The organism is Adhaeretor mobilis (genome assembly GCF_007741515.1).
GTDB classification, from domain to species: domain Bacteria; phylum Planctomycetota; class Planctomycetia; order Pirellulales; family Lacipirellulaceae; genus Adhaeretor; species Adhaeretor mobilis.
On record NZ_CP036263.1, the window covers coordinates 4,858,434 to 4,882,338 of the forward strand.

Here is a 23,905-nt window from a genome sequence, read left to right on the forward strand (position 1 = left end):
TGCGCTGGGGGCTACTCACGACTATTCCTATGGGGCGAACTGTTTGTCATCTTCAATTAATACCACCCGCATCGCGCTCTTCGGTGGCGTTTATAGCAACTATTTGGCTCTGGAAGCGACGCTGGTAGATGCGCGCAACCGAGGTGTCGATGCCGTCTATTGCTTGGGCGACTTTGGTGCTTTTGGGCCTTACCCGGATCGCGCGCTCGAATTGCTGCGTGAGAACAATGTGGCTTGCTTGCAGGGCAACTACGACGATTCGATTGGCAACGAGTTGGAGGATTGCCAGTGCGGGTATACGGACCCACGCGACAATCACTTCGCGCAACTGAGTTACGATTACACGCTGGCGAACACATCGGCCGATCACAAGGCCTGGATGCGCACGCTACCACCGACGCGACGATTGGACTTGGGTGGTCGTACTGCCCTGCTCTGCCATGGTAGTCCACGGCGAGTGAATGAGTTTCTTTGGGAGAGCACGACGAGCACGCACTTCCTCGACTCGCTGGCCGCTGAGTATGAGGCGGATCTCATGCTCGTAACGCACACGGGAATCAAATGGCAACGAGAACTCGCCAGTGGGAAGCAGTTTGTGAACGTCGGCGTACTCGGACGTCCTGAGAATGATGGCACGACGAATGTTTGGTATACCCTTCTGGAAGTCGCGAATGACATCGTGAGCGCAAAGTTCGTTCCCGTAGCGTACGATCAAGAGCTGCTCGCACGCGAAATGCGTGCTGAGCAACTTCCCGAAGAATTCGTAGAAGCTATTCTCACCGGTTGGTGGACTACTTGCCTAGAAGTGCTACCGAGTAAGGAGCGCCGGCGGGGGCGATTTTGATCTTCAGGCGATTCCTTCAAATGCACTCATATCGCTTGCGGCTTAGCGGCGTTAAAGGAACGTGTGAGACATCGTGAGACGTGAGTAATCCCTGGACGTGCTGGCGGGCTCTGCTAAGCCGCAAGCGGCGTGGTGCCGACCAGCTCGTCGCGTACCGCTTGCAGTGTTTCTGCATCAATAGTGGGGCGCTCATTGGCAAAACCAACCAGCAACGCCAGATCGCACAGACGATTGATCCGCCGGGGCACGCCGCCTGTGAGTTGGTGGGCGGCTAATAAGGCATCAACGGCAAAGATTTCTCGCGAAGCGCCGGCCGCTTGCAGGCGTTGCTCGATGTATTGGCAGGTTTCTTCCGAGTCGAGCGGTTCGAGGGTTGCCTTCGCATCGAGGCGTTCTTCCAGTGCTCCGAAGCGAGCAATGGCCGGTAGTAGAGCCGGCTGGCCGACTAGTAGTAGCGTAAACAGCGGTTGGCCGGCGTCGTTGAGATTGAGCAGCAAACGTAGCGGTTCCAGCAGACCTGTATCTTCGAGCAGGTGAGCTTCGTCAATCACAACGACGGCGTGACGTTCTTGCTGGGCATTGGTATTGAGCACGTAGTTCAAACGCCGCAAACTTTCCTCGACCGTGTAACGCGGATCGGACGCCGGTGGGGCGCCAAGTTGTTCGGCCAAGTACACTAGCAAATCGCGCTCGGTCATTTGTGGGAACACGACTTCTACGAACGGTCGATATGCCTCGCCTGCCTGCCTGCGCAACTCAGCAATTAGCTGGGTCTTGCCCACACCGGTGGGACCAGCGAGCAAAGCGGCAGCGCGCCGACTCTCTAGTGCGTATCGTAACTTGTGCAGCACGGCTTGGTGCGAAGCACACGAGAAGAAGAAGCCTTCGTCACAACGCGGCTCGAAAGGTTTCGCTGCAAGTTGCCAGTAGTCTTGGTACATTCTTTGGCTTCTCGATTGTGCGTTCTTGGGATGAGGGACTGGCAATTCGATTCGATGGCATCCAGGCCTGTTAACCGGCTGCGGCCAACGGAATTGAACTGGTTGCTTGGTTTTCTAGTGTGCCGAGTGTGACTGCGGCGATACTAGGCGTGAGACGATCGAGCTGTCCGGCGTTGGCAATGGTCGCGGCAGCGTCGGGTGTGGCGAGCAAGGCTGCGTCGAGTCGGCACTGGCGGGCAATCGTTTCTGCGAAGCCAGCTTGCTGCACGTTTGACAGCGAGCCGAGGTCTACGAGCACCAGATCATAGTGATAGCGCAACACGCCAGCGGTGACTGAGGTGTGAATCGAATCAAGCTGAGCAGCCGCGCGTAAGCCGCCACGTACTAGCGGCAAGAGTGTAATGCCATCGTTGATCGATGCAACGGTAGCTTCCGCCAGCGGGGTTTCTCCCGAGAGCACATTCTCCCAACCGAGATCGACTTCCAATCCCAGTTGCGATGCAAGGCCGGGCGAGCTGAAATTGCCGTCAACGATGGCGATTGATTTTCCAGCAGTGGTAAGCGTACGAGCAACACTCAGTAGTAGCGTCGTGCAGCCGACGCCTTCTGAGGTGCCAGCAATGCCGACGACGGTCCTGCCCTGGTCTGTGGCTACCGCAAGTGTTTCGTGAAGTTGCTGCCAGTGTGGTGCGCCACTAGAGGTAAGTTCGTCGCAGACTGGGGACCACGCAAACGCATCGACTTCCAACCCGGGCTGGAACCTCGCTTCGACCGTGCTGGGTTGTGGTGCAAACGAGGAAAGCGGCTTGCGCTCCGTTGCCGGCAGCTCGGTTCGCTCAACCCGTTGAGGTGGCGGCGCTAGCGGCAGTGTGGCCGGGAATGTCGCCTCGGCAGATGATGGCACGGGTGCCGCTACAGGTGTCGGTGTCGGCTCAACGGCTCGGGCTGACTGCTCGGTGCGATCTTGATAGGCACGGATAAACGCTTGATCGAGGGTGCTCATGATGCGTGTCGCTGCGTGATTATTTGGACGAATGATCTAAACGCTTAACGTGATTTCGGTGTTGGTCGTTGTGCCATTTCCGTGGCCGTACGAATGCGTACGCCGGAAAGATAGTCCGACGAGTAGCCGGTCGAAGCGTAGCCCTGGCTCGGATCGGCCGGTGGCAAGGGTGCCAACGTTGCGTTTTGTGCAGTTGCACCAGCGGGCTGTTCTGCACTGGGTGCTGCCTTTTTCGGCTCCGCAAGTACAAAGCTAGGCGAGAACGGTTCGTTTGCCTCAGATGAGACTGGCTGTTCTTGTTTGGGCTCGGTAGTCCACTGCGGCTGGTAGTTTAAATCGAAGCCATCGTTGGCCACGTAGTCCGTCGCCAAAGGGGGCCCGTCGTATTCCCCGTTGTTCGCATTCAGCCATCCCAGCAAACCTGCCGCAAGCAGCAATGCCGCCGCCATGATGAGGCCAGAATGTGGCATAATCGCCTCGTGCATCCTGAAAATGCGACTGGCGAGTGTGACCTTCGGAGTGTGTTGCTGCCCACCAGAGGAAGACTCGCTCACACAGCGGCGTTCTTTGGACGCACGCCGTTCGCTCGATGGATCGATGTCTAGCGACTCGGCAATACTCACATTCGGAAGCGAGTAAGGTTGCGGTTCTTCCAATGGCGCACTGACCGCAACCGCTTCGGCGGCCCGCAATGTCTCCGACACAGCGTGCCCCGACAATGTAGGATTCGATTGAGAGCCTACAGCAACCGGAGCGTCGCCGACTCGTGGAATGCGCGCGAGCACTGGCAGCGATCTGGTGCGAGCCGTCTCTATGGCATCACCAACGGAGGTAGAATCAGCGGCAGTCGTTGTGCGTGGTTTCAAGTTGAAGCTTCCCTCGCTGCGCGACCTTTTGTGATGAAGGCCGCTTAGCAATTGCTAGCACTGTCCGCGCATACCAGAGGCGGCTCACCTTGAGAGTATCGGTAACGATTGGGCCGACCTTGAGGGTTGCCGAAGGATGGAGGCAGAAAGAACGGCGAGGTGCTAGCAGAAGTTCAAGAAATTCAGGCGATCCGGGAGCGTCGCGGCGGGAAATCTAGCTTACCGAAGGAGAAAGATCAGCCGGCGTTCGCGGGGCGGCTTGCAATTGCTCGGCCAAGAACTTCGAGAGCGTAGCCGGCGTGGGGTGGCTCCAGGCGACGTCAGGTGTGAGGAGCAGGCCGAGGGCTCGCTCGAATTCTAGGCTGAGCTCGATGGACGTCATCGAATCCATACCCAGCTCCGCAAAAGGCGTATCGCCGGAAATTTCGCAGTTGGTGGCTTCAACTTTGGTGGCTAGCAGTGCGAGCATCCAAGTTGTGACTGCAGCGTGAAGTTCCTCGGGCGGCATGGTGCCGATCGAATCCAGAAAGTCGGGCTCCAAGGATGCTGGCTTCGGTGCGGCGGCATGCCCACATTGCCCACTCCCGACAGAGCCGCTCAATGGTGATGCAGCCAAGGTAGACCGCCATTGGGCTAGAATTTTGAAGCCGTCCTCAAGGTACAGTTCGCGACAGTAGGAGCGCTTCACCTTGCCGCTGGTCGTGAGCGGCAAGCTAACTGGTTGAATGAGTAGGATGGCGTGCGGATCGATTTCATGCTGCTGGACTATAGCTGTCCGAATGGCCTGGAGAGCTTCGTCGAGATTTCCGCGGCGATGTTCGCGCTGGACTTGATGCACAACAACGAGTTGCTCGCTACCGTCGGTCGCAACGTCAAAGGCGGCGCCAGTGTCTACCGCAACATGTGAATCGGTGGCGGTTCGCTCGATATCTTGCGGGTAATGATTGCGACCGCGGATGATAATGACATCCTTGATGCGGCCCGTGATGAATAGTTCAGGCTGGTCGCTCTCGGCCTGGGCATTGTCAGCATCACCCACATTGAAGAATCCTAGGTCTCCGGTGCGCACGAACGGGTCGGTGGAGCCCGCGAGAGTAGCCGCAAATGTGGAACAGTTCTCGACCGAGCGTCCCCAGTAACCGTTTGCGACCGATTTGCCGCTGACCCAGACCTCACCGATCTCGCCAAGAGGTAGCTCGGTTTGAGTTGCTGGATCGACGATGAGCACCTGTTGATCGCCGAGGGCACGACCGCAACCGACAAGTTGCTTCGTGTCATTCGCCTCGGCAGAACCCTGTGTGGATACGACTTTGCGACGGGTGAGCGCTTCGCGGCTTACGTTCAGCACGATCGGTTCTTTATCTCGCTGGCCTCCGGTAACTTGAAGAGTTGCCTCAGCAAGTCCGTAGCAGGGGTAGAAGGCGCTCGATCGGAATCCGGCTGGCGCGAAGGCTGTTGCGAAGCGTTCAATCGTGCCCGCGTCAATAGGCTCGGCACCGCAAAAGGCAATATCCCAGCGACTTAAGTCGAGCGCGGCACGTTGTTCCTGCGTGGTTTTCTCAACACACAGATCGTAAGCAAAATTCGGCGCGCCGCTAATCGAAGCGCCGCTACTGGAAAGCGAATCAAGCCAGGCTATCGGACTTCGTAAGAACGCTGCCGGTGCCATCAATCGACTGGTACCACCAACGAACAGGGGAGTCAGAACTCCGCCAATCAGTCCCATATCGTGGTAGGCAGGTAGCCAGAAGCAACACTCCTGGACTGGCTGATCAAGTTGTCCGTCGTCTAGCCCGAACCCTTCGCGTATGGTCAACAGATTGTGAATGACGTTGCCATGCGAAACCACTACCCCACGCGGCTGGGAGGTCGATCCGGAAGTGTATTGGAGGAATGCTGCGTCGGATTCTTGCGGATGATGGAGATCGAATGCTGTTGTGACCTCTACTTGAGTGTCGGTCGGCAACCAATCGAGAGTTCGCACGGTCTCGGATTGTTCATCTAGCTTCAAGAGCCCCAGCGCATCGGCGGTGGTGAGCGCCACTTTGGGTGTGCAGTCTTCGGCAATGACGTCGAGCCTGGGTAACGGACGACGCGGTTTGGGATAGGTGGCCGGTACGGGAACCAAGCCGGCGTAAAGCAACCCGAAGAACCCGGCAATGAATTCCAAGCCGGGCGGATAGACCAGCATGGCACGCTCGCCCGGCTGGTACTTCCTCTGCAGTTCGGACCCGATTAATCGAGCTTTGGCGTCGAGATCGCCGTAGGTCCACACAATTTCCTCGCCTGAGTCGCCAGCGAAGCGATAGGCAACACGCTGTGGATGCTGCTTGGCTCGCTGGACGAGCAGACCGGTGAGGGTTTGCGGCGCGTCAAGCGTTGCGTTGGCCGTGCTCATGGTGCTGGTTCGTAGCGAATAGGGAGGTTGATAAGCCATGGGACTGGCCAAATTACTCTGCTGGACTTCCTTTTCAACGTTTCCTTTTCCTGGGCTTCCATTTCAGGACGGCTTGACGCCGATCACAATTCCATGCACGTCGCAAGCTATTAGGGTAAGCGTAGCCTAAGGGCCAGTGCAACGTACCAAGCGAATATTGGGTCAAGAAAATTCAAAGTTACTAGCTGTGGTTTCCGTCCATCCTAGCTAGGTACTCTCTGAAGAGGCGATTTCCTTGAACAGCATGGGCCAGAGTGTTACCTCTCTAGGTTCTGGGACTGACTTGCCGAATCTTCTTCCGCAGGAACTTGCGCGTCTTCTGTCTTGGGTAGTTCTGGATCGGGACTTGTTTCGGCAGGGGCGGGAATGTCGGTATTAGGTTGTGGTGAACCGGGCTGCTGAGGCTGGGTTGGCTGAGGGCGGGGTACAATCGGGGTGAATTGCTGTCCCGGAGCGCCGTAGTAGCTTTGGTTGTTCACCGACAAGATCCCCACTTCGCCCGTCCTGCCGGTCCGGTTGTCATGTGCCGCGACGCTGCCAAGTTGAATGAGCGGCGTTTTGCTTTGGCGAGAGGCAACGACCTGAGCACTTTCGCACACGACGCTTTTCACGTAGAGGGAATCGTTGGTCACGCCACAGATGGCTTCCCCCTTGCTGTCTCGCAGGACGAGGAGTCCTAGGCTGCTCGCATCGCCCCCATCCCCCGGTTGCTTGACCCCTTGCCCCAACTGGACGAGTACAAGTCGTGGATCGTCGCGATCGACCACCATCACGTTCCGGCAATTGATTCCACCGATGCAATGAATTTCATCTGCGACGAGTCGTTCGCAGACGACTTCTTTCGAAGCAACATGGCGGAACAACTTGTCCCGAATGGCGGCACCAAGGGCAAAAAAGATCAGCGGGTAAACGATCCAACGTTCGCGGTCTGTCATCGTGGGAGCAAGCAGGAGGGGAGTGATTAGTTGGTGGATTGATTGGCTACAGTTTCGGTTTTCGTCTCTTTGCCTTTTCGGACGAAATAGAGCTCGCCGACTTGGCGTTCGGCACGGGCTTCGTTGAAGATAAATCCGACAAGCTTATCCTCTTCAAGTCTCGGGAGCAGCTCGAAGCGGCGAAGCACGGGCTGCGGTTTCTCCTTGATTGAAGAATCTTGTTCTGCTGAATCGACAAGTGCCGGCTTGGCGGGCTCAGTGGCAAATTCCAGCAACAAACTGGCCGGAGATTGCTCGACAACGCGCCAATCCGCCTTAATCGTATCCGGGCGGCCCTCCATAGTGAGTTCCACGCGCGAGTCACTAAGAAAGCGAATCTCAACGGCTACGTCATACTTTTGCCAGTCGCTTTGCGGAGTATTGACATTGGCCTCTTCTCCAGCGGTCGGTTGTGGCGTGCCGACCCATTCTCCTTCTAACTGACTCACTACACCGTTGCTGCAGCCGAGTGCAAATACCAGCAGGCACGAAACGGCTATCAAATTGCGGAGAATGGCCGATGAATCGGCAGCAGAAGCGGACATAAAACTAGTCAGGATAATCGTCAAATGAAATACTGCAATGAATAACAAGCAGTATAGCGTAATCAACCGATTTCCGGCTGTAAGAAATCGGTCGGACAAGTGAACCTTGCGATTTTCTTGAAGGCGACAAATCGTACTAATCAATCAAATTTCCGTGGTTTTATCCACCGATAATTCGAACGATCCGGGCGGTTCGTTGACAAAAGATAGCTACTGAACCGCGTTCATCCGGGGATCACAGCTCAATAGGCCGCCGTCACGCGGCCGTCTACGTGCTTCCAGAAGGGCAGCCACACGAGGGTGAGCCTATCCACGGCGATATCGCTCTTACGCGGGCCGATCTCGATCTTCTCTAGTGGCAGGCGATTGGGTTGGTACTCGATGTCCAAATCCTCTAGGGCAACCTGCTGGTCGTGCTCCAATTCCTCGAGTTCGTCCTCCGCATCCATGAGCTTCGCCTCGGCTCGATTGGCCTGGGAACGCTCGCGGCTTGCTTGGCTGCCACTGCTGGAAATACTGCGGCGAGACTTGCTGCCGCCGAATAGCGAGGCGATCCACTCAATAAGCACAATCACAAACTGAAACATTTTCGCCCACGATTGCGACCTTTGTTCTTCGAGATAGCTGCGAGCCTTGTCCACCCGAGCCTGCTGCCTTTTGAGTTTGCTAGAGAACTTCTCGCGGACTTTCTCTTTCTCCTCTTCACGCTGATCGCGAGCCTGCTGGGTAATACGAATGCGGAAATCGGCTTCGCTCTCATCCGACTCGCTACGTACGTCCAGTGGCTCGCACTCGAAGATCGTGTAGCGTTCGGATTGGTAAAGATGGTCCTTGAGATCGCGTTCCCAGCCCTTGTAGTTTTTCTCCTGCGACATCTCCGATGGCAAATCGTCAAAGGCCGCGTCAGCTTGTGGCTCGTCTTCTAGCCGCGGACGTTGGTAGAACACCATGGAACCGTCCCAAGGCGGACGAGGCAGCTCGTCGTGGACGGTTTGTAGTGTCGCATAGTCCCGCCACTGATCGACATCCACCGACGACTTCACGAAGTGCATTTGCCCCAGGCCCAAGAGCCCCGGGCGATAGATGAGCGCCCCACCCTGAGGGCGGCGCTCGGCTATTTCGTAAAACTGCTGTTGGATGTCGGCTGTGATCACAGGACGCGAAGACTTCGCGCGCTCAGCTGCCTTGATGGCTTGACGCTGCTCTTCCTCAGACGGCGCGGCGGCAGCGGCCAGTTTGGCTAGCTTGGCCTTGGTATCCGCCATGAGCTTGCTGATTTGGTTGCGCGTGAGTGGCCCGCTCAGGTACGACATAGCCCAACGTGTGTGGAACACTACGGCCGCATTGTCGTGCACGTTGTTCATCAGAAACACGCGACTACCAAGGGCCGCAAGCGTCGCTTCCATTTTGCCGCGGTCGAACTTCGCACCCGCTTGGGCTGAGGCTCCCTCGAGTCCTTCCATCACGCGAGACTTGTCGCGTTCGGTTTGTAAACGTCCCAGCAACCACGTGCCCGCGTTCGAGAGGCCCTTATAGTCAAGATCTACCGGGTTTTGCGTAGCCAGCACGCATCCCACGCCGAACGCACGCGCCTGCTTGAGCAGCGTGAGCATCGGCTTCTTGCTCGGCGGGTTCGCGGTGGGCGGGAAGTACCCATACACTTCGTCCATGTAAAGTAGAGCACGCAAGCTGCCAGTGCCGGGCTGGGATCGCATCCAACTGAGCATCTCGTTGAGCAGAATCGTGACGAAGAACATCCGCTCGGAATCGTTCAGATGCGCGATCGAGAGAATCGACAACTTCGGCCGGCCTTCGTCCGTATAGAGTAGTTTCTGAATGTCGAGAGGTTCGCCCTCTAACCAACTGGCAAACGATGGGGAAGCGAGCAGGTTGTTCAGCTGCATTCCCAGATCCAATCGATCGTCGGCCGGGAAGAACGATTCCAGATCGACGACGCCCACGCGTTTGAAGGGCGGTTGCTGGATCTCTTGAATGAGCGCGGGCAGGTCAAGATCGCGACCTTCTTGCCAAGCGTGGCTCAACACGTTGGAAAGCAAGATGTGCTCGCGACTTTTCACAGGGTCCGCATCAATGCCCAACAGCGCGAGGATTCCGGATGCTGCCGATTGCACGCGATCGCGGAAGGCGTCGCCATCGTCGAGCACTGCTTGCGGAGGAGCATTGAACGATTTAAGAATTGTGAGTGGCACCCCTGCACTGCTGCCTGGCGTGTAGATGACTTTCTCGACTGCGCTGTTGTAGCGTCTGATGCGCTCACCATCTTGAGCCCACTTCGCTAGCCCATTTTTCCATAGTTCGGCCGTGTTCTCTGCAAGCTGCTCTCGCGTAATATCTTTGCGTTGGGCATCACTCGCATCGACCCACGGCTCGTAGTCGCTCGGCTTAAAGTCAGGAAAGGTAAGCAGTAAGTTGCCCAGATCGCCCTTGGGATCGATGGCAATGGCGGGCACACCGTCGAGACCCGCTTCTTCGAGCAGCGACAAACAGAGTCCGGTCTTTCCGCTACCCGTCATGCCCACGCAGACCGCGTGCGTAGTGAGGTCTTTGCTATCGTAAAGCACGTCTGTCTTAGACGTTTCTCCCGTGGACAGATTGTGCTTCCTGCCGAGATAGAACTCGCCTAGTTTCTCGGTAATGAGCGTGTTGGTTGGCTTTTTTTCGGAAGTCATCGTTGTTGGTGGCTCGTCGATGGAGAATTCATGTCATTCCGACGGCCGTCGCAGCGGAGGAGGAATCGAGTCCGAACCGGAGTTGGGGCCGGATTCCTCGGTCGGCTAGCCTCCCGTCGGAATGACATGAGAATACGAGTACAGGCAGATGTTTAGTTTAACGCTTTTTCGAGCGTGCGCAGAGCCTTCTCATTCGGCTGGTGAGCGAGAAACTCGCGCAGGATTACAGTGAATTTGTCGATCAGATCGTATGTGAGCCCGAGAGAACTGAATACTGGGCCTACCTGGCGCATCGCACCGAGCCCGCCACACCACCGACTAAGCGTGGCAAGCCAGTGAGGAACCGCCGCGTCGAACACCGGCGACTTGCCAACGATGTCTGAGAACCCAGGGATTGCGTCGGCAAGCGTCACAAGATCGTCGCGATCAAGTCGCTCGACGGGTAATGAAAGAATCGCTCCCATACCGCCGGCGGCCTGTTCGTCAGTGACTCCGAGCTGGTCAACAATGGTGGCAATGAGGTCGGACATAGCTGATAGTGTCTCTCGAATCCTAACCTATAACCAATAGCACTAACCACAAAGGTCACAAAGGACACTAAGACTCCGTTTCCTACCGTTGACGCTTCGAGAGTGGAATTGCTAGTCAATTCCAACTTTGTGATCTTTGTGCTCTTCGTGGTTCGTTTTTTGCTGTAGCGATTTCGTTAAGGCCAGAAACTCGCGGTACTGTTCATCCAACGTTTCAAACGAAACGCCCGTGGCGGCTTCTAGGGTAGTCGGCTCGTCGCGTCCCGCATAGATGGCAGCCAATAGTTCACGGAATGCCGGTCGATACTTGCCGCCTTCGTACTCCATGAAAAACGTCGCCAGTCCCGCTGACTGACTGTAGAGTCTGGGCAAATCTTTGCGTCGCTGCAATTCGAGCATGCCGAGGGACGATAGTTCTTCCAATGGCACATAGTAATTGTCAACTAACCGGCGATGCCGAGCGGCTGGTAGGCGGCCTGCTTCGGCACCGCCAAGAGTGTACATGCTGGAATCTCCGTTACGCTCGCCCCTCGCCAACGACTCAAAGTAACACGCCACACCTTCTGTCGCCCAGGCGTTCGCCAAACGTGCGAAATTCTTATTCGCCTTGCGAGACTCAAAGAAGAACTGATGCACGGCCTCGTGATAGATCGTGCCTGGGTCTTGGTCTTCGCCGGCGAAGAAATGCGTTTCGCGTTCTCGATCAAAGTAAATCCCCAGGGTCTTAGCAATCTGTGGCTGGCGTCTTAGTAACGCGGCATTGTATTGATCACGCGTGCGATGATAGATCACCTTAAACGGCTTGCGGCGATAGCCAGTTGGCTGCTTGCCGTCGAGGCGCGCTTGCAACTCGCGGGCAGACACATCGAACTCGCCAAACTGTTGCCGCCAAATCTGGTGGAGTGTTTCCAATCGCGTGGCCAAGTCTACGGCGGCCTCGCGACTGTGATTGGTAGTAACGTGGAAGTGATCGGTACGTACCGTCCAGCCGCGAGCGATGGTCGCGTGATGCTCTCCATCTTCGGTGGGTGTGATCCACTTTTTTCCCCAAGGGCGCTCGCCCGCTTCCCAGCGATCGCGATCTCCCGCCTTGATCCAGCCGAACTCTTCATGCCACAGGTTCCCGCGTTCGTACATGAGTGCCGCGTAGCCACCGCACCAATGTTCCGTTCCGTCGGGACCGGGCACAAGTTGATAGCCGAGCATCCGACGGGCTATGGCGTTGTCGGGATCAAGCGAGACGACTCGCGTGGCCAACTGCAGGGCCTCGCCAACGTTTTCTTCCGCCAGCAGATTTGAAAGCTGAGTTAGCGCCAGATCGTTCTCTACTACGGGAGGAACCTGCGAGCCCTCAGAATTTACTTGCGTATAAAGGTCACCCGCCACCCGAAGTTGCGTTTCAGCAACAGCGCAGTGAACCGCAACCGAGAGTAACGCTAAGATCAAGAGTAGCCGTGGCAATAGTACGAGCATAACCAATTATACCACGCGAAATCCACGCTCGAACTACAGCACGCTGCAAGTCTCCCCCTAGCCGCGAATGAACAAGTCGCCGGAGAATCGCTCTGCGGCTAGTTGTAGGGTGCGTGAGCGCAGCGAAACGCACCATGCTGCTTCCGCTTGTTGTTGGTGCGTTTCGCGGAGCTCACGGCACCCTACGGCACTATTCTCCTAACTTCCCAACTCACTAATCATCAGCAAACGCGGCATCGAACGCGACGTTGCTGGGTGCGAAATCAAGTTTTTTGACAAACGCCGCCGCTTCGGCAGCACCGTGAGCCCTGTCCATGCCGATGTCTTCCCACTCGACCGATAGCGGTCCTTGGTAATTTATGGCGTTAAGCGCGCGGATGATCTCTTCGAAGTTTACGCCACCACGACCGGGCGAACGGAAGTCCCAGCCGCGACGCGGATCGCCAAAGTTCAAGTGGCTCGCTAAAATGCCACTGCGACCATCCAGCGTGACGATCGCGTCCTTGATATGCACATGATAAATGCGATCTGGGAACGCGCGGATGAATTCCACCGGATCGACACCTTGCCAGATCAAATGGCTCGGGTCGAAGTTGAAGCCGAACTCTTCGCGATTGCCAATGGCATCGAGCGCCCGTTGGGCGGTGTGCAAATCAAAAGCGATTTCGGTGGGATGGACTTCCAAGGCGAATCGCACGCCGCACTCGCCGAACACATCGAGTATCGGATTCCAACGATCGGCAAACTGTTGGTAGCCTTCTTCGATCATGCTCTCAGGCACCGGCGGGAAGGAATAGAGCAACGGCCAGATTGCTGAGCCGGTGAAACCGTTGACGATACCGATGCCCAACTTCTGCGCCGCGCGGGCAGCATTCTTCACGTCCTCAGCGGCGCGAGCGTTCACTCCGGCCGGATCGCCGTCGCCCCACACGTACGGCGGAAGGATTGATTGATGCCGGGCGTCAATCGTGTCGCACACCGCCTGACCGACCAAGTGAGTGCTGATCGCATGGCATTGCAACTCGTGCTTTTGTAGTTGCTGACGTTTCTGATCGACATAGCCGTCGTCAGAAACCGCTTTGTCGACTTCAAAGTGATCACCCCAACACGCGAGTTCCAACCCGTCGTACCCAAACCCGCGTACCATCCCGGCCAACTCATCCAAAGACAAATCGGCCCACTGGCCGGTGAACAGTGTGACGGGACGAGACATAATGAGGGCTCCTGCGGGGCGTGAATATTCTAGTGAATCGGTATTTCTAACAGGCAGGCCATTGTCGCAAAATCCTGAGGACTGGCAACCACTTGCTCCATGAGTCGTTCAGCACTCGTCCCCACGCTCCCGCGTGGGAACGAGGGAGAGCTTCCTTAAGAGAATGCTATACTTCAACTGACCCGTATAGTTTGACGAATCGACTAAGCAATGCGAACTCCCAATCTCAAACTCCACTTTTGGTACGCACAGCGGACCCTACTACTGCTACTCGCGCTCCCCTGCCCTGTCCTGGCGGCGTTGCCGATTGAGATCGAAGTGGTGGCTGACCCCGGTTCGGGGCCCCAGATGCAGCGTTGGGCAAAGGTGCTTGGCGAGTGCGATTTGGCGCGCGTGCGCATTCGTGGTGCGCGGGGGACCGATCAGGTAGGCATTCGCACGGAGGAGACCGAACGCACGATACGCTACCACGTAACTGCTGTACTCGACTCCCGAGGTCGCCTAGTGCTTCCAGGCGGGAAATTCACCGACCACCAAACCGTCGCACTCAAGCAGTTTTTTCAGGAACTGCCTTTGGAGCAGAAGCACAACAGCGTAGACCGCGGACGCTTCGGGCTGACGGCTGCGCAGTTTGAGAGGGTGTTTAATGCGTTTTCAAATCCTGTATCGCTCCCTAAAGAGGAAGTCTCGCCGGGGGCGTTATTGAGTTCGCTCGCCAAGCAAACTCGACTTTCTGTGGAAGTGCCAAACAATATCAAGTGGCAGTTAGACGACAAGTCCCCCGAGGCGGTATCGTTGCCAGAACTTTCATTAGGGACCACGCTGGCAATATTTCTGCGCGAGCACTCACTGGGAATGGCTCCTGAGCAGCCACGCGGCGGGGAATTGCAGCTTCGCATCTTCGAGTTGCCCGCCGATCAGCGAGCTCTCGAGCATTGGCCCGTGGGATGGAAGAGCGACGCGATCGGGAAGCAGCTCGCGCCGAACATGTATCGCTCAACAGCTATCGAGATCAACGGCTTTCAATTGGAGGAAACACTCCAGGCGCTTGGCCCACATGCTGGGATACCGCTAGTTTACGATCGGTACGTGCTCGCTCGCCGCAAGATCGTGCCGGAGAAGATTCCCATCAAAATCGATCGCAAAGAAATGCTCATCCGCCGCGGGATCGATCTCGTGCTACGGCAAGCACGACTCACTGGCGACATGCGTGTCGACGAGAACGGGGTGCCGTTCTATTGGATCACACAATTTGGGAGCGATAGTCCGCGGGCGAGTAAGTAAAGGCAGCAACAGAGCGTCTCGTAGGGTAGGTCGAATGGAGCGAGGCTCACCCCAACAGCATCTTCAGTCCCGTGGCGACCATCACGATGATGAGAAACGCGAACACAAGGCTTTCCCCCTTCTTCATGGCGAGCTTCGCGCCGAACACGCCGCCGGCTAGATTGCCCGCCGCCATGATTAGCCCCGGTCGCCAGCACACTTGCCCGTAGTAGATGAATACGCCCAGCGCTGTTGCGGTGACGAAAATGGCAACTGCATTCTTCACGGCATTCGCGTTCACCAATTCGCGCGCGTGGAATAAGCCGATGCACAGGAGCATCAGTAGCCCCATGCCGGCTTGAATGAAGCCTACATAGAGGCCGAGCAGGAAAAACATGCCTGCTTCCAGTACAGGCGACTCGATTGCTTGGCGGTCTGCCTCCATCAAGAGCTGCGGCTTTCGCCACACGACTAGCGCCATCAACAAGAACAACACGCCGAAGGCCCGTTTGAACAAGAGCGGATCAAGACTGGCAGCCATCCACGCTCCGGGGATCGTGCCGAGCAGCACCGGTAAAGCCAATCGCCACGTGAGCTGGCTATCCCAATGACCATGTTTGCGAAAAGTGGTGGTCGCGGAAATGTTCGAGAGCAAAATGGCAACGCGATTCGTGCCATTGGCGATTTGCCCGTCGAGCCCACCGAAGAACATAAGCGCCGGCAAAGTGAGAAACGACCCACCTCCGGCAATGGTATTAATCGCGCCGGCCGCAAAGCCCACGGGGATGAGCAGGAGTTCCCAGTGCCAAGGTTGCATGTTGCCTCGAAAAATAGTGTGGCACGACTCTCCGAGTCGTTGGTCATTGGCCGCTAACATACGACTCGGAGAGTCGTGCTAAAATAAACTAACTCCGCAAATCCTCGGGCACATCGGCCAGTGCGGCGTCGTCGAGCACATACGCGCTACCGACAATCTTCGGATCGTGGTTCACGAGGTCCGGGAAACGGATGCCGGGCAGCACTTCGACGGCAAAAATTTCTTGCACGCCCTCTTCGAATTGGCAGAACGCAACGGTTTGGCCCGTTTCGATGTTGACAACCCACACGCCGCAGTTACGTTCTTCGGCTTTTTCGAGCCGTTCGACTAGTGGAATGCCGCTGAACACGGCCGACTCACGCACCTGCGAAAGCCCCACGAATGCCAGTGGTCCGATGAACGATAGCCCGCGCGTGAAGCCGGGGAATTGAGCGACTGGCTCGTACTTGCCACTCGCTAGATCGACGGTGCCGATGGTACCCTCGCCACTTTCCAGCAGCCAGAGCTTCCCGTTGTACCAACGCGGCGAGTGAGGCATCGACAGGCCACGCAGCAGAATTTCTTGCGAGTCGACATCAATTAGCAATCCGCCGTTGCGCTTATTCTCTCGCCACCCGCCTGGCGCGTTGGTCTCGCCAAGAGCCGTGACGTGACTCACTCGCCCGTCGAGTGTCGCTAACCCGTTCAAGTGGCAACAGTCACCGGGGATATAGGAATCGATGAACGAAGGCCGCCAGACTGGGGTAAAACTATTCTCCTCGCTGCGTTTTGCGAGGCAGGAGAACGTCGTGTTAACGAAGACCAAGTCTACCTCCTCCTTTTCCCTTCCTCCTTCCCCCTTGGAAAACGCCATTTCGTGAATCTGAATGTCGCCGGTGCAGTGCGAGCGGCGCGGCAAGAAACACGCGTCGTGCTTGGCACTACTGGCGGGGTAGTCCTCATTCTCATCGAGCTTCGCACACACCGCTGGCACATTGTGGAACTCCCACACGTCTACACTGCACCCGACAACAAGGCGCCCACCCGACAGCGCGAGCCCCATCGGTTTGTGCAGATTACGAAAGTGCGTGTTGAGTACGCCGCCATCATTGCGAAGGACAACCAGCTTACCGGCTTGGTAGGTGGTTACGAGGACCGAGCAACCGAGTTCGTCGAGCACCTGTGGGAAGCTGGTGGTGTGGACACTGCGCAGGGGTTCGGTTGTGGGGTCTGCGGGGGCCGCTTCTTCAGGTGATTCGTTGATGGGTTGGGGGGAATCGCTCATGAATCATATTGTGGAAAATCAGATAGAGATTTCGTAGAACCTGTTGAGTATGATAGTCTATCGGAAGGAGGATTTGCCATGAACATTGAACTACCTGAAGACCTGATTACCCGGCTGCAAGAACGAGCAGCGACTAATCAGAATGCTAATCCGGCTGAGATTATCCGCAAGGCACTCGATTCCTTGGACTGGGCTGAGCAAGAACGCGCAGCGATTCAAGCAGGTGTCGACGCTTGGAAAGCTGGAGAGGTGCAGGACTTTAATGAGTTAGATCGCGAATTCCGTGAGAAAAACAACATTCCTGCGGACGCCTAGATGTTTCGGGTCGTTGTCACTGAACCTGCTAAGGACGACCTTCAGGCGGCTCACGATTGGTGGGCCGAGAATCGCTCGGCTGAGCAAGCCGCTCGGTGGTACGTGGGAATTCATAAAGCGATCAAGACGCTCATGAGAATGCCCGAGCGTTGCTCGCTTGTGACAGATTACGCGAAAACTCTTGAGTTACACGTTCCGACAGGTTTATTGCCACGGAGTGGCATCTGATGATAACCCCGGCTCACAATACTGAAACATGGATCCCGGGGCTATTAGCAGTCGGTCTCTCTGGGAAGATCTTACAAAGTGCCAAAGTATTTGGCGGAGGAAGCGTCGGTGCTACACGATTATCCTCGGTAGCCGTCTATGGTGTCTTTCACATGCGCTGGGCCTTTAATCCCTGATACCATGATTTCCACTTCCCCATGCCCAGCACTCGCAACTGAGAGTGTCCCAGTACCCATCATGCGCTGAAACAGCGACTGTTGAACTTCTAATAGTCGTACGTCCGAGTGACGAACTTCACGAGTCCCTCTTGAAAGGATTCCTCTACGCAGCGTTGTTCGTCGATTGCTAACTATAAGAGTGGTCGTCATCGCCTGAAGGTACCAGATTGCCAGAATCAGAACTCCCAGGATTGGGGCTAGTAGCAAGCCAAGATTAGGAGTTTCAAGAAATGCAAACAGAATGGGGGGAATTAGGATCATGAGCACAACCAATGAAAAGGCAACGGGCTTGTTGCGGAATATCTTGGGATGAGTCACAAGTAATTCTTGCTCTGGCGAACTCCCGGCGGGGGCTGTTGCAGCAGGGGAGACAGTCGCGGCGGCAGTCGCAGCTAAAGCTGCTCTCCTGAGTTCTGCATCCAAAAATTCACCGCAGTGTTTGCACTTCTTCGCGCTCGCTAAGATTGGTTCCGAGCAGAAGTCGCAAGGAATCGTTGCTGGTTCAGGAGGTCGTTCAGGCGAAAGGGGTGAGGCGGTTGATTTCGTATCCGATTTGGCTTTCGACGAACCAGACGCTGCTAGTTTCTTTGCTTTGGGCGTTGCAGCCTTTTCCCGAGCTGGGACAGTGATGCCTTCACCACACCCCGGACATTTAGCCTTCTTCCCTGCGTACTTGCTAGGCGCGCTGATTGTTTTTGAGCAACCAGGGCATTTGACTCGAATCGGCATGCTGTAACCTCAGAGGAGTGTTGTTAGAACTACTCTAATCGGTCCAGCGTCAAAAATAAAGCTGTGCGAATACCCAAGGTCAACGGTCTATTCTCGGACACCTTCTGGCCGAATTGTACAAGCGCTTTTGGCCACCGTATCCGTTAAAATAGAGTCGCTAAAATACATCTGCCGCAGCTTCTGTCCGTCGTGTGATGGTAGCCGAACGAAGCTACTACTCAGGCCGGAGGCACCGAGCTACTTTTGCTCTCGACTATTGCAAAGCAAAAGTCGCTGGTAGGCTTGCTGGTCGATTCCCGCAAGTCGTTACTTGGCAACGAGTGTGGGCGGGCGGCGGGGGAAACGCTGCCGGACTTTTGCTCGTTAAAACGTGTATTCAGTGCAAAAGTGCTAAGCGGTATCCTAGAACGCTCTGCGATAGAAATCCGCGCGGTAGCGACCACTAGTCTTGAGGAATGAGCAGACCGATGGGACCTTTGAAGAGTGAAATGGATTCCGACCATCGCCAGTTCGGCAGCGGTTGGATTAGCGGCATGTTGAGCTCAGTGCTCGCTTTAATCGGGCTGGCGACTGTGCTCTGCTTGCTCTATCCGCAGTTGCTAACCGTGGCCGATGTACGTGGCTATTACAATGTCGCCCTGGTGCGTGTGGCGTTGCATGCGGTGCTCATCGCCGCGTTCCTCATGGGCGGCCTGAGCGCGACCTTGCGGCAAAGCAAACTGTTAGGCTTTGCCGGCATGACCACTGTGTTGGTGGCAACCCTGCTGGGCGGCTCGCGAGCAAGTAGCCAGATGCAAGGCGAGAGTGATGTTTACTTTGGGCTCGACTTTTTCATGCTCAACCTGATTTTGCTCGGGACGTTGTTCATCCCGATTGAGCGACTGTTCAAGAAGCGCAACCAACCGATCTTTCGGGCTGAATGGCGCGAAGACTTGTTCTACTTCTTCATCAGCAGCCTACTGGTGCAATCGCTCACGTACCTTTCGCTGACTCCTTCGATGACAATCCTGGCCAGAACCGAGTGGGCCGGAGGCATACGGGCGGGCATCGCTAGCCAACCCGTGTTGGTGCAGTTCCTAGAAATCATGTTCCTCACAGACTTGGTGCAGTACTGGTTTCACCGGGCGTTTCACGAGTTTCCTTGGCTTTGGCGATTCCATGCCGTGCACCACTCGGCAAAGCATATGGACTGGATCGCCGGTTCGCGAATGCACTTGGTCGAAATCATTCTGCTACGCGCTTTCACGACAATACCAATGTACGCCTTGGGGTTTGGAGAGCCGGCCCTCTATGGCTATATCTTCTTTGTGTATTTACTGTCGGTATTCGTACACTCGAACCTGCGTTTCCACTTTGGCCCTTTGCAGCACGTGCTCGCCACGCCGCGATTCCATCACTGGCACCACGGCATCGAGAAGGAAGCAATCAACATCAACTACGCCGTTCACTTCCCACTGCTCGACCGGCTGTTTGGCACATACCACATGCCAAAGGACCAATGGCCCGAAGGTTACGGCATCGCCGGCCATCCCGTTCCGTTGGGCTACTGGCAGCAGTTTTGGTACCCGTTTAGTCGGAAAGTCGAAAACCAATCAGACGACGAAACTAAGGGGGAGAGTTAAGGCGGAGTAGCCGGCCGCTCACCTCACAGTGACCAAGGCGCACGCATTTCTGGCGTGAGCAATGCGCTTACTTCGTCGTCGTTGGAACGCTCGGTCGTGGGATCCCAATCGAACCCGCGGCCTAGACGCAACGCGATGTTGTTGAGGTGACAGATCGTGGCTGTGCGGTGACCTGCTTCGGCGGGGGCGACTACCGGAGAGCCTGTTTTAATTGCTTCCAGGAATTCGCGGCGGTGCTTTGCGTAGGGTGGTTCCTTGGGAACCTCGACCCCTTGGAGTAGCGAGGCAGGCTCGGCCGTGAGCTCTGCACCGTGGACGGCTACAAAGAGTTTACCTTCGCTACCCTCGAACCACACGCCGCGGGGGCCCTCGTTGTTGCCGATCATTTTCAGGCCGTCGGCCCAGTGATTTTCAAACTTGAAATCGAGGCACGCATCGTACAAACAATCTTCCGCTGCCGGTGTGCCGGTGGCTTCGATTTTGGTCGGTCCGGTTGCATCGTTGTTCAAGATGTACTGAGCCAGGTCAATCACGTGACAGCCGCGATCGGTCATTTCGCCACCACCATAGGAGCTAATGAATCGCCACCAGAAGTGACAACGCTTCTCGGTATACGGCACCTCGGGCGTGTAACCGAGCCAGAAGTTGTAGTCCAATCCTTCCGGCACGTCGGTCGCCGGCGGGGTGCCTTGGAAGTCCTTGACCGATTGCAAGTGCGGCTCGTCGGTAGGGAGTTGAATGCGCACGGTATGAATTTTTCCGAAGCGACCTTCGGCGATGAGCTTCTTGGCAACGCCCGCACCAGGATTGGATCGCTCGTGAGAACCTGTTTGCAGAACCACGTTGTGAGCTTCGACAGCCTTGCACAGCGAGCGGCCCTCGCCGATGGAATTGGTGAGCGGCTTCTCGCAGTAGATTGCTTTACCAGCACGCGCGGCAGCAATCGCTGCGAGCCCATGCCAGTGATCGGGCGTGGCAATGAGCACGGCATCGATTGAATCGCTAGATACCAACTCGCGGAAGTCGCTGTAGGTTTGCTCGTCGTTGATTTTGAGCGATTCCTTGGCAGCAGCAACTCGCGAGGCATCCACATCGCACACGGCTGCAATTTGTACGTCGGGCTGTTGACTGAACCACTGGAGATGATGACTCCCCATGCCCCCCAGACCGATGAAGCCGAGGTTGATGCGTTCGCTGGGGGCGACCTTTCCCTGCTCGTCGGCAAGAGCAAACGGTGCGCCGAGCGCAGTCGCACCAGAAGCCAATGCTGCCTGCTTGACAAAACTACGGCGAGAGACGCCTCGAGAGAGTGGTATTTGCGACGGACGTTTCGACATGACGTTTTTCCCTGAGGAGTTGGACTACCACCGAATGTAACGCGCAGTCGACCGCGAGCAAGCGAATTTAAGGGAACCATCGTGCGTTCTTCGCTTTGCAGTAGCGGTACCCGCAGTGTTTGATGTAGTTTCGGCACTCGTGACCAAACTGTAGCCGATGTGAAATTGTGAAAAACAATCTCACGAATGTTGCCAGGTGCCGAGTGGCAACACGGCTACCAAAACATGCAAATATTGCTCGCGAAAATGTTGTGGTCTGCGGCGCGAGATCTCCTATTGACCATCTTTGGCTCTTAGGTGCCGCTCGTAAAATTGCGTTACCAACTCGATGCGTCGCTGGTCCACAAACGCCTTGCCACCATGAGCGCCGCCATGCACAACTTCGAGAGTTGCTTCGCGGCCAACCTGTTCGAAGACACCCAAGAGTTCGTGCGACTGATTGATGGGCACTTGAGGGTCTTGGTCGCCATGAATGATGAGAATCGGCGGATCGGTCGCTTCAACATGCGAAACAGGGCTGGCGAGGATGGCGAGGTCTGTTTTCTCGTCGGGTTGACCACCCAAAAGCAATTGCAGCGCCGGAATCCGTACTCCTAGTCCATGGGGAGTCGACTGCTGCAAAATCGTTTGGAAATTCGTAGGCCCATAATAGTCAACGACCGCCTGGACGTCTGACGAAGCTTCCAAGTAAGCGCCAACTCGTCCCTCCAATTCGGTGTGACCATTGGTGACGGCCAGAAGCGCGGCCAGATGACCGCCGGCAGAGGCTCCAGCAACGCCGATTCGCCGAGCATCGTAGCCGAAGGTTTCTTGTTCAGCACGCAAATAGCGGATAGCAGCTTTGCAATCATGAATCTGGGCCGGAAATTTCGCGACGGGCGAAAGCCGATAATCGACGCTGGCGATTGCAAATCCTTGCTTGAGGAGAAAACGAATTGGCACACTACGTTTGCTACCGCCGCGCCAAGCACCACCATGTACCCACACGATCAGTGGCGGCTTGCTGGCATGATGCGGCAGGTAGAGATCGAGCAGCAGCTTGTGTTCGCCAATCTGTGCGTACTCAAGGTCGCGCTGGACCTCGGCCGTAAATTCAGGCAGATACTCGATGCCAGCAGCTTGCAGGGAATCTTGCACCGCGACGATTGTTTCTTGGGACGGTCGAAAGTTACCCGGTCGGTTGCCTTCAGCAATCATGAGCGGTGTCCAACCACGCTTGTTCTTGCGATTCCAAACATGAACGTTCGCACCGTTGTCAACGAGAAACTTGATCAACTTCGTGTAACTCTTGTAGGCCGCCCCGTGCATCGCCGTCGAGCCGTTATTCGCCACTGCGTTGATGTCGGCTCCTCGTTGGAGCAACAAGTTGACAGCTGCAATCGTCTCATCTTCGGTTCCGGCTGCTTCGTCGCCATCGCCGAGCACGCCGATACCGGCCGCAGCCAGCAAGGGAGTACACTGGTCCACATTCGCTAGGCTGGGATCTGCCCCTAACTCAAGAAGCAGATGCATCAACGGCAAATCGGCTGTCTCGCTTGCCAAGAGAAATGGCGTAGCCTCCGTTTTGTTGAGGCGATCACGTGCTGCATTTTGCTTCTTATGTCGCAGATTGACGTCGGCTCCATGTTGGACAAGCTGCCGAACCAACTCCAGGCTACCAATTTCCCCCGAGCCAATCGGTGCCGGATTTCCGTCGCCTCGAATCGGCTTGCGTACCCAGGTGAGCGCGTGCAGCGCAGTGTAACCGCTGCTTCGATCATTCGGATCTGCGCCGGCTGCCAACAAGGCTAATGCCAACTCGAAGTGACCGTTCTCAACTGCGAGCACCAACGGGCTGGTGCCTTGCTTGGGGCTTTTGCCTGCCACTTTGCGTGGTTGCATCGTCTCGTTGACGTCAATTCCGGCAGTTAATAACTCAGAAACAACCTCCGTGTGTCCCTCGCGAATCGCGAAAAAGAAAGGTGTATAGCCTGACTTGAGCGGCGTACGAACATCGGCCCCGGCGGCTAGCAAGGCTTTGACGACCTTAGTATGTCCCTCGGCGGCCGCCCACATACAGGCCGTTTGCCCCTTTCGCTCTGTGGCATTGACCTCGGCACCACGGTCAAGCAATGCTTGGAGCGGCCCTGGTTTACCCGTGCGGGCAGCAGTCATCAGCACCGTTTCGCCACCTCGCAGTTTGGCATTGGGGTTGGCTCCTGCCTCCAGCAACAAAGTCACGATTTTGGAGTTGCCGTTTCTCGCGGCCAACGAGAGCGGCATGACGCCAAAGTAATTCAGTGCCTCCGGCTCAGCGCCAGCGTCCAAGAGCAGTTGCACCGACGCGACATCGTCAAGAAAAACGGCCCAGTGTAGCGCTGTCATTCCGTCGGGTTGCGGCGCATTGACGTCAGCGTCTTGATCGAGCAAAGCGTGCAACGCAGCGCGATCGTTGCTCTCGGCAACATCAGCTACTTGCGGAGCCGATTCTGCTGCCAATGTCTTGGAGATTACAACCAACGCTAGGCACGTGGTCGTAGCGATTTGCCTGATACCCATCACTGACTCAATTGCTGAGATTACTTTAGTGGGGTGGAATTTTGGCACATAACCGTGT

General features: G+C 56.3%; 21 protein-coding genes. 6 read left to right on the forward strand and 15 right to left on the reverse strand.

Translation table 11 applies throughout. The features are described 5' to 3' along the window. Nucleotides 1-43 precede the first annotated feature (43 nt). A complete protein-coding gene (locus tag HG15A2_RS19180) occupies nucleotides 44-844 on the forward strand; it encodes a metallophosphoesterase family protein (RefSeq protein WP_246117793.1) in 801 nt (266 codons plus the stop codon). Between the two features lie 113 nt (nucleotides 845-957). Here the strand turns inward: HG15A2_RS19180 and HG15A2_RS19185 are convergent, their stop codons facing one another. The 10 genes from HG15A2_RS19185 to HG15A2_RS19230 all read right to left on the reverse strand — a co-directional run bounded on the left by HG15A2_RS19185 (nucleotide 958) and on the right by HG15A2_RS19230 (nucleotide 13,516). Next, entirely contained in the window at nucleotides 958-1,785 is an 828-nt protein-coding gene (locus tag HG15A2_RS19185) for an ExeA family protein (protein WP_145062361.1), read from the reverse strand. A 70-nt stretch (nucleotides 1,786-1,855) separates the two neighbouring features. Beyond that, nucleotides 1,856-2,788 carry a tyrosine-protein kinase family protein gene (locus HG15A2_RS19190; protein ID WP_145062363.1) on the reverse strand — a complete coding sequence of 311 codons (933 nt, stop codon included), beginning with the start codon at nucleotides 2,786-2,788 and terminating at the stop codon, nucleotides 1,856-1,858. A gap of 44 nt (nucleotides 2,789-2,832) precedes the next feature. Next, nucleotides 2,833-3,654, reverse strand: coding sequence for a hypothetical protein (locus tag HG15A2_RS19195; RefSeq protein WP_145062365.1), 822 nt, complete (start codon nucleotides 3,652-3,654; stop codon nucleotides 2,833-2,835). A gap of 214 nt (nucleotides 3,655-3,868) precedes the next feature. Then, a complete protein-coding gene (locus HG15A2_RS19200) occupies nucleotides 3,869-6,091 on the reverse strand; it encodes an AMP-binding protein (protein WP_145062367.1) in 2,223 nt (740 codons plus the stop codon). 257 nt (nucleotides 6,092-6,348) lie between these two features. Continuing rightward, nucleotides 6,349-7,026: a hypothetical protein gene (locus HG15A2_RS19205; RefSeq protein WP_145062369.1), complete on the reverse strand. Its 678-nt coding sequence runs from the start codon at nucleotides 7,024-7,026 to the stop codon at nucleotides 6,349-6,351. Nucleotides 7,027-7,052: 26 nt separating this feature from the next. Further along, nucleotides 7,053-7,610: a hypothetical protein gene (locus tag HG15A2_RS19210; RefSeq protein WP_145062371.1), complete on the reverse strand. Its 558-nt coding sequence runs from the start codon at nucleotides 7,608-7,610 to the stop codon at nucleotides 7,053-7,055. Nucleotides 7,611-7,852: 242 nt separating this feature from the next. Next, nucleotides 7,853-10,300, reverse strand: coding sequence for an ATP-binding protein (locus HG15A2_RS19215; RefSeq protein WP_145062373.1), 2,448 nt, complete (start codon nucleotides 10,298-10,300; stop codon nucleotides 7,853-7,855). Between the two features lie 152 nt (nucleotides 10,301-10,452). After that, nucleotides 10,453-10,830 carry a DUF2780 domain-containing protein gene (locus HG15A2_RS19220; protein WP_145062375.1) on the reverse strand — a complete coding sequence of 126 codons (378 nt, stop codon included), beginning with the start codon at nucleotides 10,828-10,830 and terminating at the stop codon, nucleotides 10,453-10,455. A gap of 111 nt (nucleotides 10,831-10,941) precedes the next feature. After that, nucleotides 10,942-12,303, reverse strand: a complete 1,362-nt coding sequence (locus HG15A2_RS19225; protein WP_145062377.1) for a hypothetical protein — start codon at nucleotides 12,301-12,303, stop codon at nucleotides 10,942-10,944. Nucleotides 12,304-12,517: 214 nt separating this feature from the next. Next, nucleotides 12,518-13,516 carry a sugar phosphate isomerase/epimerase family protein gene (locus HG15A2_RS19230; protein WP_145062379.1) on the reverse strand — a complete coding sequence of 333 codons (999 nt, stop codon included), beginning with the start codon at nucleotides 13,514-13,516 and terminating at the stop codon, nucleotides 12,518-12,520. Nucleotides 13,517-13,726: 210 nt separating this feature from the next. On the opposite strand from HG15A2_RS19230, the gene HG15A2_RS19235 reads away from it, so the two are divergent. Next, nucleotides 13,727-14,800 carry a hypothetical protein gene (locus tag HG15A2_RS19235; RefSeq protein ID WP_145062381.1) on the forward strand — a complete coding sequence of 358 codons (1,074 nt, stop codon included), beginning with the start codon at nucleotides 13,727-13,729 and terminating at the stop codon, nucleotides 14,798-14,800. Nucleotides 14,801-14,846: 46 nt separating this feature from the next. Here the strand turns inward: HG15A2_RS19235 and HG15A2_RS19240 are convergent, their stop codons facing one another. Beyond that, nucleotides 14,847-15,596 carry a sulfite exporter TauE/SafE family protein gene (locus HG15A2_RS19240; RefSeq protein WP_145062383.1) on the reverse strand — a complete coding sequence of 250 codons (750 nt, stop codon included), beginning with the start codon at nucleotides 15,594-15,596 and terminating at the stop codon, nucleotides 14,847-14,849. An 88-nt stretch (nucleotides 15,597-15,684) separates the two neighbouring features. Further along, nucleotides 15,685-16,860, reverse strand: coding sequence for a TIGR03032 family protein (locus HG15A2_RS19245; RefSeq protein ID WP_145062386.1), 1,176 nt, complete (start codon nucleotides 16,858-16,860; stop codon nucleotides 15,685-15,687). A gap of 78 nt (nucleotides 16,861-16,938) precedes the next feature. On the opposite strand from HG15A2_RS19245, the gene HG15A2_RS19250 reads away from it, so the two are divergent. Both HG15A2_RS19250 and HG15A2_RS19255 read left to right on the forward strand, forming a co-directional pair. Then, nucleotides 16,939-17,175 (forward strand): hypothetical protein, encoded by a 237-nt coding sequence (locus HG15A2_RS19250; protein WP_145062388.1) that lies wholly within the window; start codon nucleotides 16,939-16,941, stop codon nucleotides 17,173-17,175. Then, nucleotides 17,176-17,403, forward strand: a complete 228-nt coding sequence (locus HG15A2_RS19255) for a type II toxin-antitoxin system RelE/ParE family toxin (RefSeq protein ID WP_145062390.1) — start codon at nucleotides 17,176-17,178, stop codon at nucleotides 17,401-17,403. It begins immediately after the preceding gene. Nucleotides 17,404-17,522: 119 nt separating this feature from the next. On the opposite strand, the gene HG15A2_RS24240 is transcribed toward HG15A2_RS19255, so the two are convergent. After that, complete coding sequence (locus tag HG15A2_RS24240) at nucleotides 17,523-18,044, reverse strand: PH domain-containing protein (RefSeq protein WP_218932101.1); 522 nt, start codon at nucleotides 18,042-18,044, stop codon at nucleotides 17,523-17,525. Nucleotides 18,045-18,593: 549 nt separating this feature from the next. On the opposite strand from HG15A2_RS24240, the gene HG15A2_RS24245 reads away from it, so the two are divergent. After that, on the forward strand, nucleotides 18,594-18,809 hold the full coding sequence (locus tag HG15A2_RS24245) for a hypothetical protein (protein ID WP_218932102.1): 216 nt from the start codon (nucleotides 18,594-18,596) through the stop codon (nucleotides 18,807-18,809). An 8-nt stretch (nucleotides 18,810-18,817) separates the two neighbouring features. After that, the gene (locus tag HG15A2_RS19265; protein WP_218932103.1) at nucleotides 18,818-19,972 is read left to right on the forward strand and encodes a sterol desaturase family protein; all 1,155 of its coding nucleotides are present in this window, start codon (nucleotides 18,818-18,820) and stop codon (nucleotides 19,970-19,972) included. Nucleotides 19,973-19,995: 23 nt separating this feature from the next. Here the strand turns inward: HG15A2_RS19265 and HG15A2_RS19270 are convergent, their stop codons facing one another. Together HG15A2_RS19270 and HG15A2_RS19275 are read right to left on the reverse strand one after the other, a co-directional pair. Beyond that, complete coding sequence (locus HG15A2_RS19270) at nucleotides 19,996-21,309, reverse strand: Gfo/Idh/MocA family protein (RefSeq protein ID WP_145062395.1); 1,314 nt, start codon at nucleotides 21,307-21,309, stop codon at nucleotides 19,996-19,998. A 273-nt stretch (nucleotides 21,310-21,582) separates the two neighbouring features. After that, nucleotides 21,583-23,847: an ankyrin repeat domain-containing protein gene (locus HG15A2_RS19275; RefSeq protein ID WP_145062397.1), complete on the reverse strand. Its 2,265-nt coding sequence runs from the start codon at nucleotides 23,845-23,847 to the stop codon at nucleotides 21,583-21,585. Between the last annotated feature and the right edge of the window lie 58 nt (nucleotides 23,848-23,905).

What these genes read in the sequence shown, in the direction of transcription:
- HG15A2_RS19185 (WP_145062361.1), bottom strand. Translation starts at nt 1,785, where the DNA reads ATGTACCAAGACTACTGGCAACTTGCAGCGAAACCTTTCGAGCCGCGT.
- HG15A2_RS19190 (WP_145062363.1), bottom strand. Translation starts at nt 2,788, where the DNA reads ATGAGCACCCTCGATCAAGCGTTTATCCGTGCCTATCAAGATCGCACC.
- HG15A2_RS19200 (WP_145062367.1), bottom strand. Translation starts at nt 6,091, where the DNA reads ATGGCTTATCAACCTCCCTATTCGCTACGAACCAGCACCATGAGCACG.
- HG15A2_RS19205 (WP_145062369.1), bottom strand. Translation starts at nt 7,026, where the DNA reads ATGACAGACCGCGAACGTTGGATCGTTTACCCGCTGATCTTTTTTGCC.
- HG15A2_RS19210 (WP_145062371.1), bottom strand. Translation starts at nt 7,610, where the DNA reads ATGTCCGCTTCTGCTGCCGATTCATCGGCCATTCTCCGCAATTTGATA.
- HG15A2_RS19215 (WP_145062373.1), bottom strand. Translation starts at nt 10,300, where the DNA reads ATGACTTCCGAAAAAAAGCCAACCAACACGCTCATTACCGAGAAACTA.
- HG15A2_RS19220 (WP_145062375.1), bottom strand. Translation starts at nt 10,830, where the DNA reads ATGTCCGACCTCATTGCCACCATTGTTGACCAGCTCGGAGTCACTGAC.
- HG15A2_RS19225 (WP_145062377.1), bottom strand. Translation starts at nt 12,303, where the DNA reads ATGCTCGTACTATTGCCACGGCTACTCTTGATCTTAGCGTTACTCTCG.
- HG15A2_RS19230 (WP_145062379.1), bottom strand. Translation starts at nt 13,516, where the DNA reads ATGTCTCGTCCCGTCACACTGTTCACCGGCCAGTGGGCCGATTTGTCT.
- HG15A2_RS19235 (WP_145062381.1), top strand. Translation starts at nt 13,727, where the DNA reads ATGCGAACTCCCAATCTCAAACTCCACTTTTGGTACGCACAGCGGACC.
- HG15A2_RS19240 (WP_145062383.1), bottom strand. Translation starts at nt 15,596, where the DNA reads ATGCAACCTTGGCACTGGGAACTCCTGCTCATCCCCGTGGGCTTTGCG.
- HG15A2_RS19245 (WP_145062386.1), bottom strand. Translation starts at nt 16,860, where the DNA reads ATGAGCGATTCCCCCCAACCCATCAACGAATCACCTGAAGAAGCGGCC.
- HG15A2_RS19250 (WP_145062388.1), top strand. Translation starts at nt 16,939, where the DNA reads ATGAACATTGAACTACCTGAAGACCTGATTACCCGGCTGCAAGAACGA.
- HG15A2_RS19255 (WP_145062390.1), top strand. Translation starts at nt 17,176, where the DNA reads ATGTTTCGGGTCGTTGTCACTGAACCTGCTAAGGACGACCTTCAGGCG.
- HG15A2_RS19265 (WP_218932103.1), top strand. Translation starts at nt 18,818, where the DNA reads ATGGGACCTTTGAAGAGTGAAATGGATTCCGACCATCGCCAGTTCGGC.
- HG15A2_RS19270 (WP_145062395.1), bottom strand. Translation starts at nt 21,309, where the DNA reads ATGTCGAAACGTCCGTCGCAAATACCACTCTCTCGAGGCGTCTCTCGC.
- HG15A2_RS19275 (WP_145062397.1), bottom strand. Translation starts at nt 23,847, where the DNA reads ATGGGTATCAGGCAAATCGCTACGACCACGTGCCTAGCGTTGGTTGTA.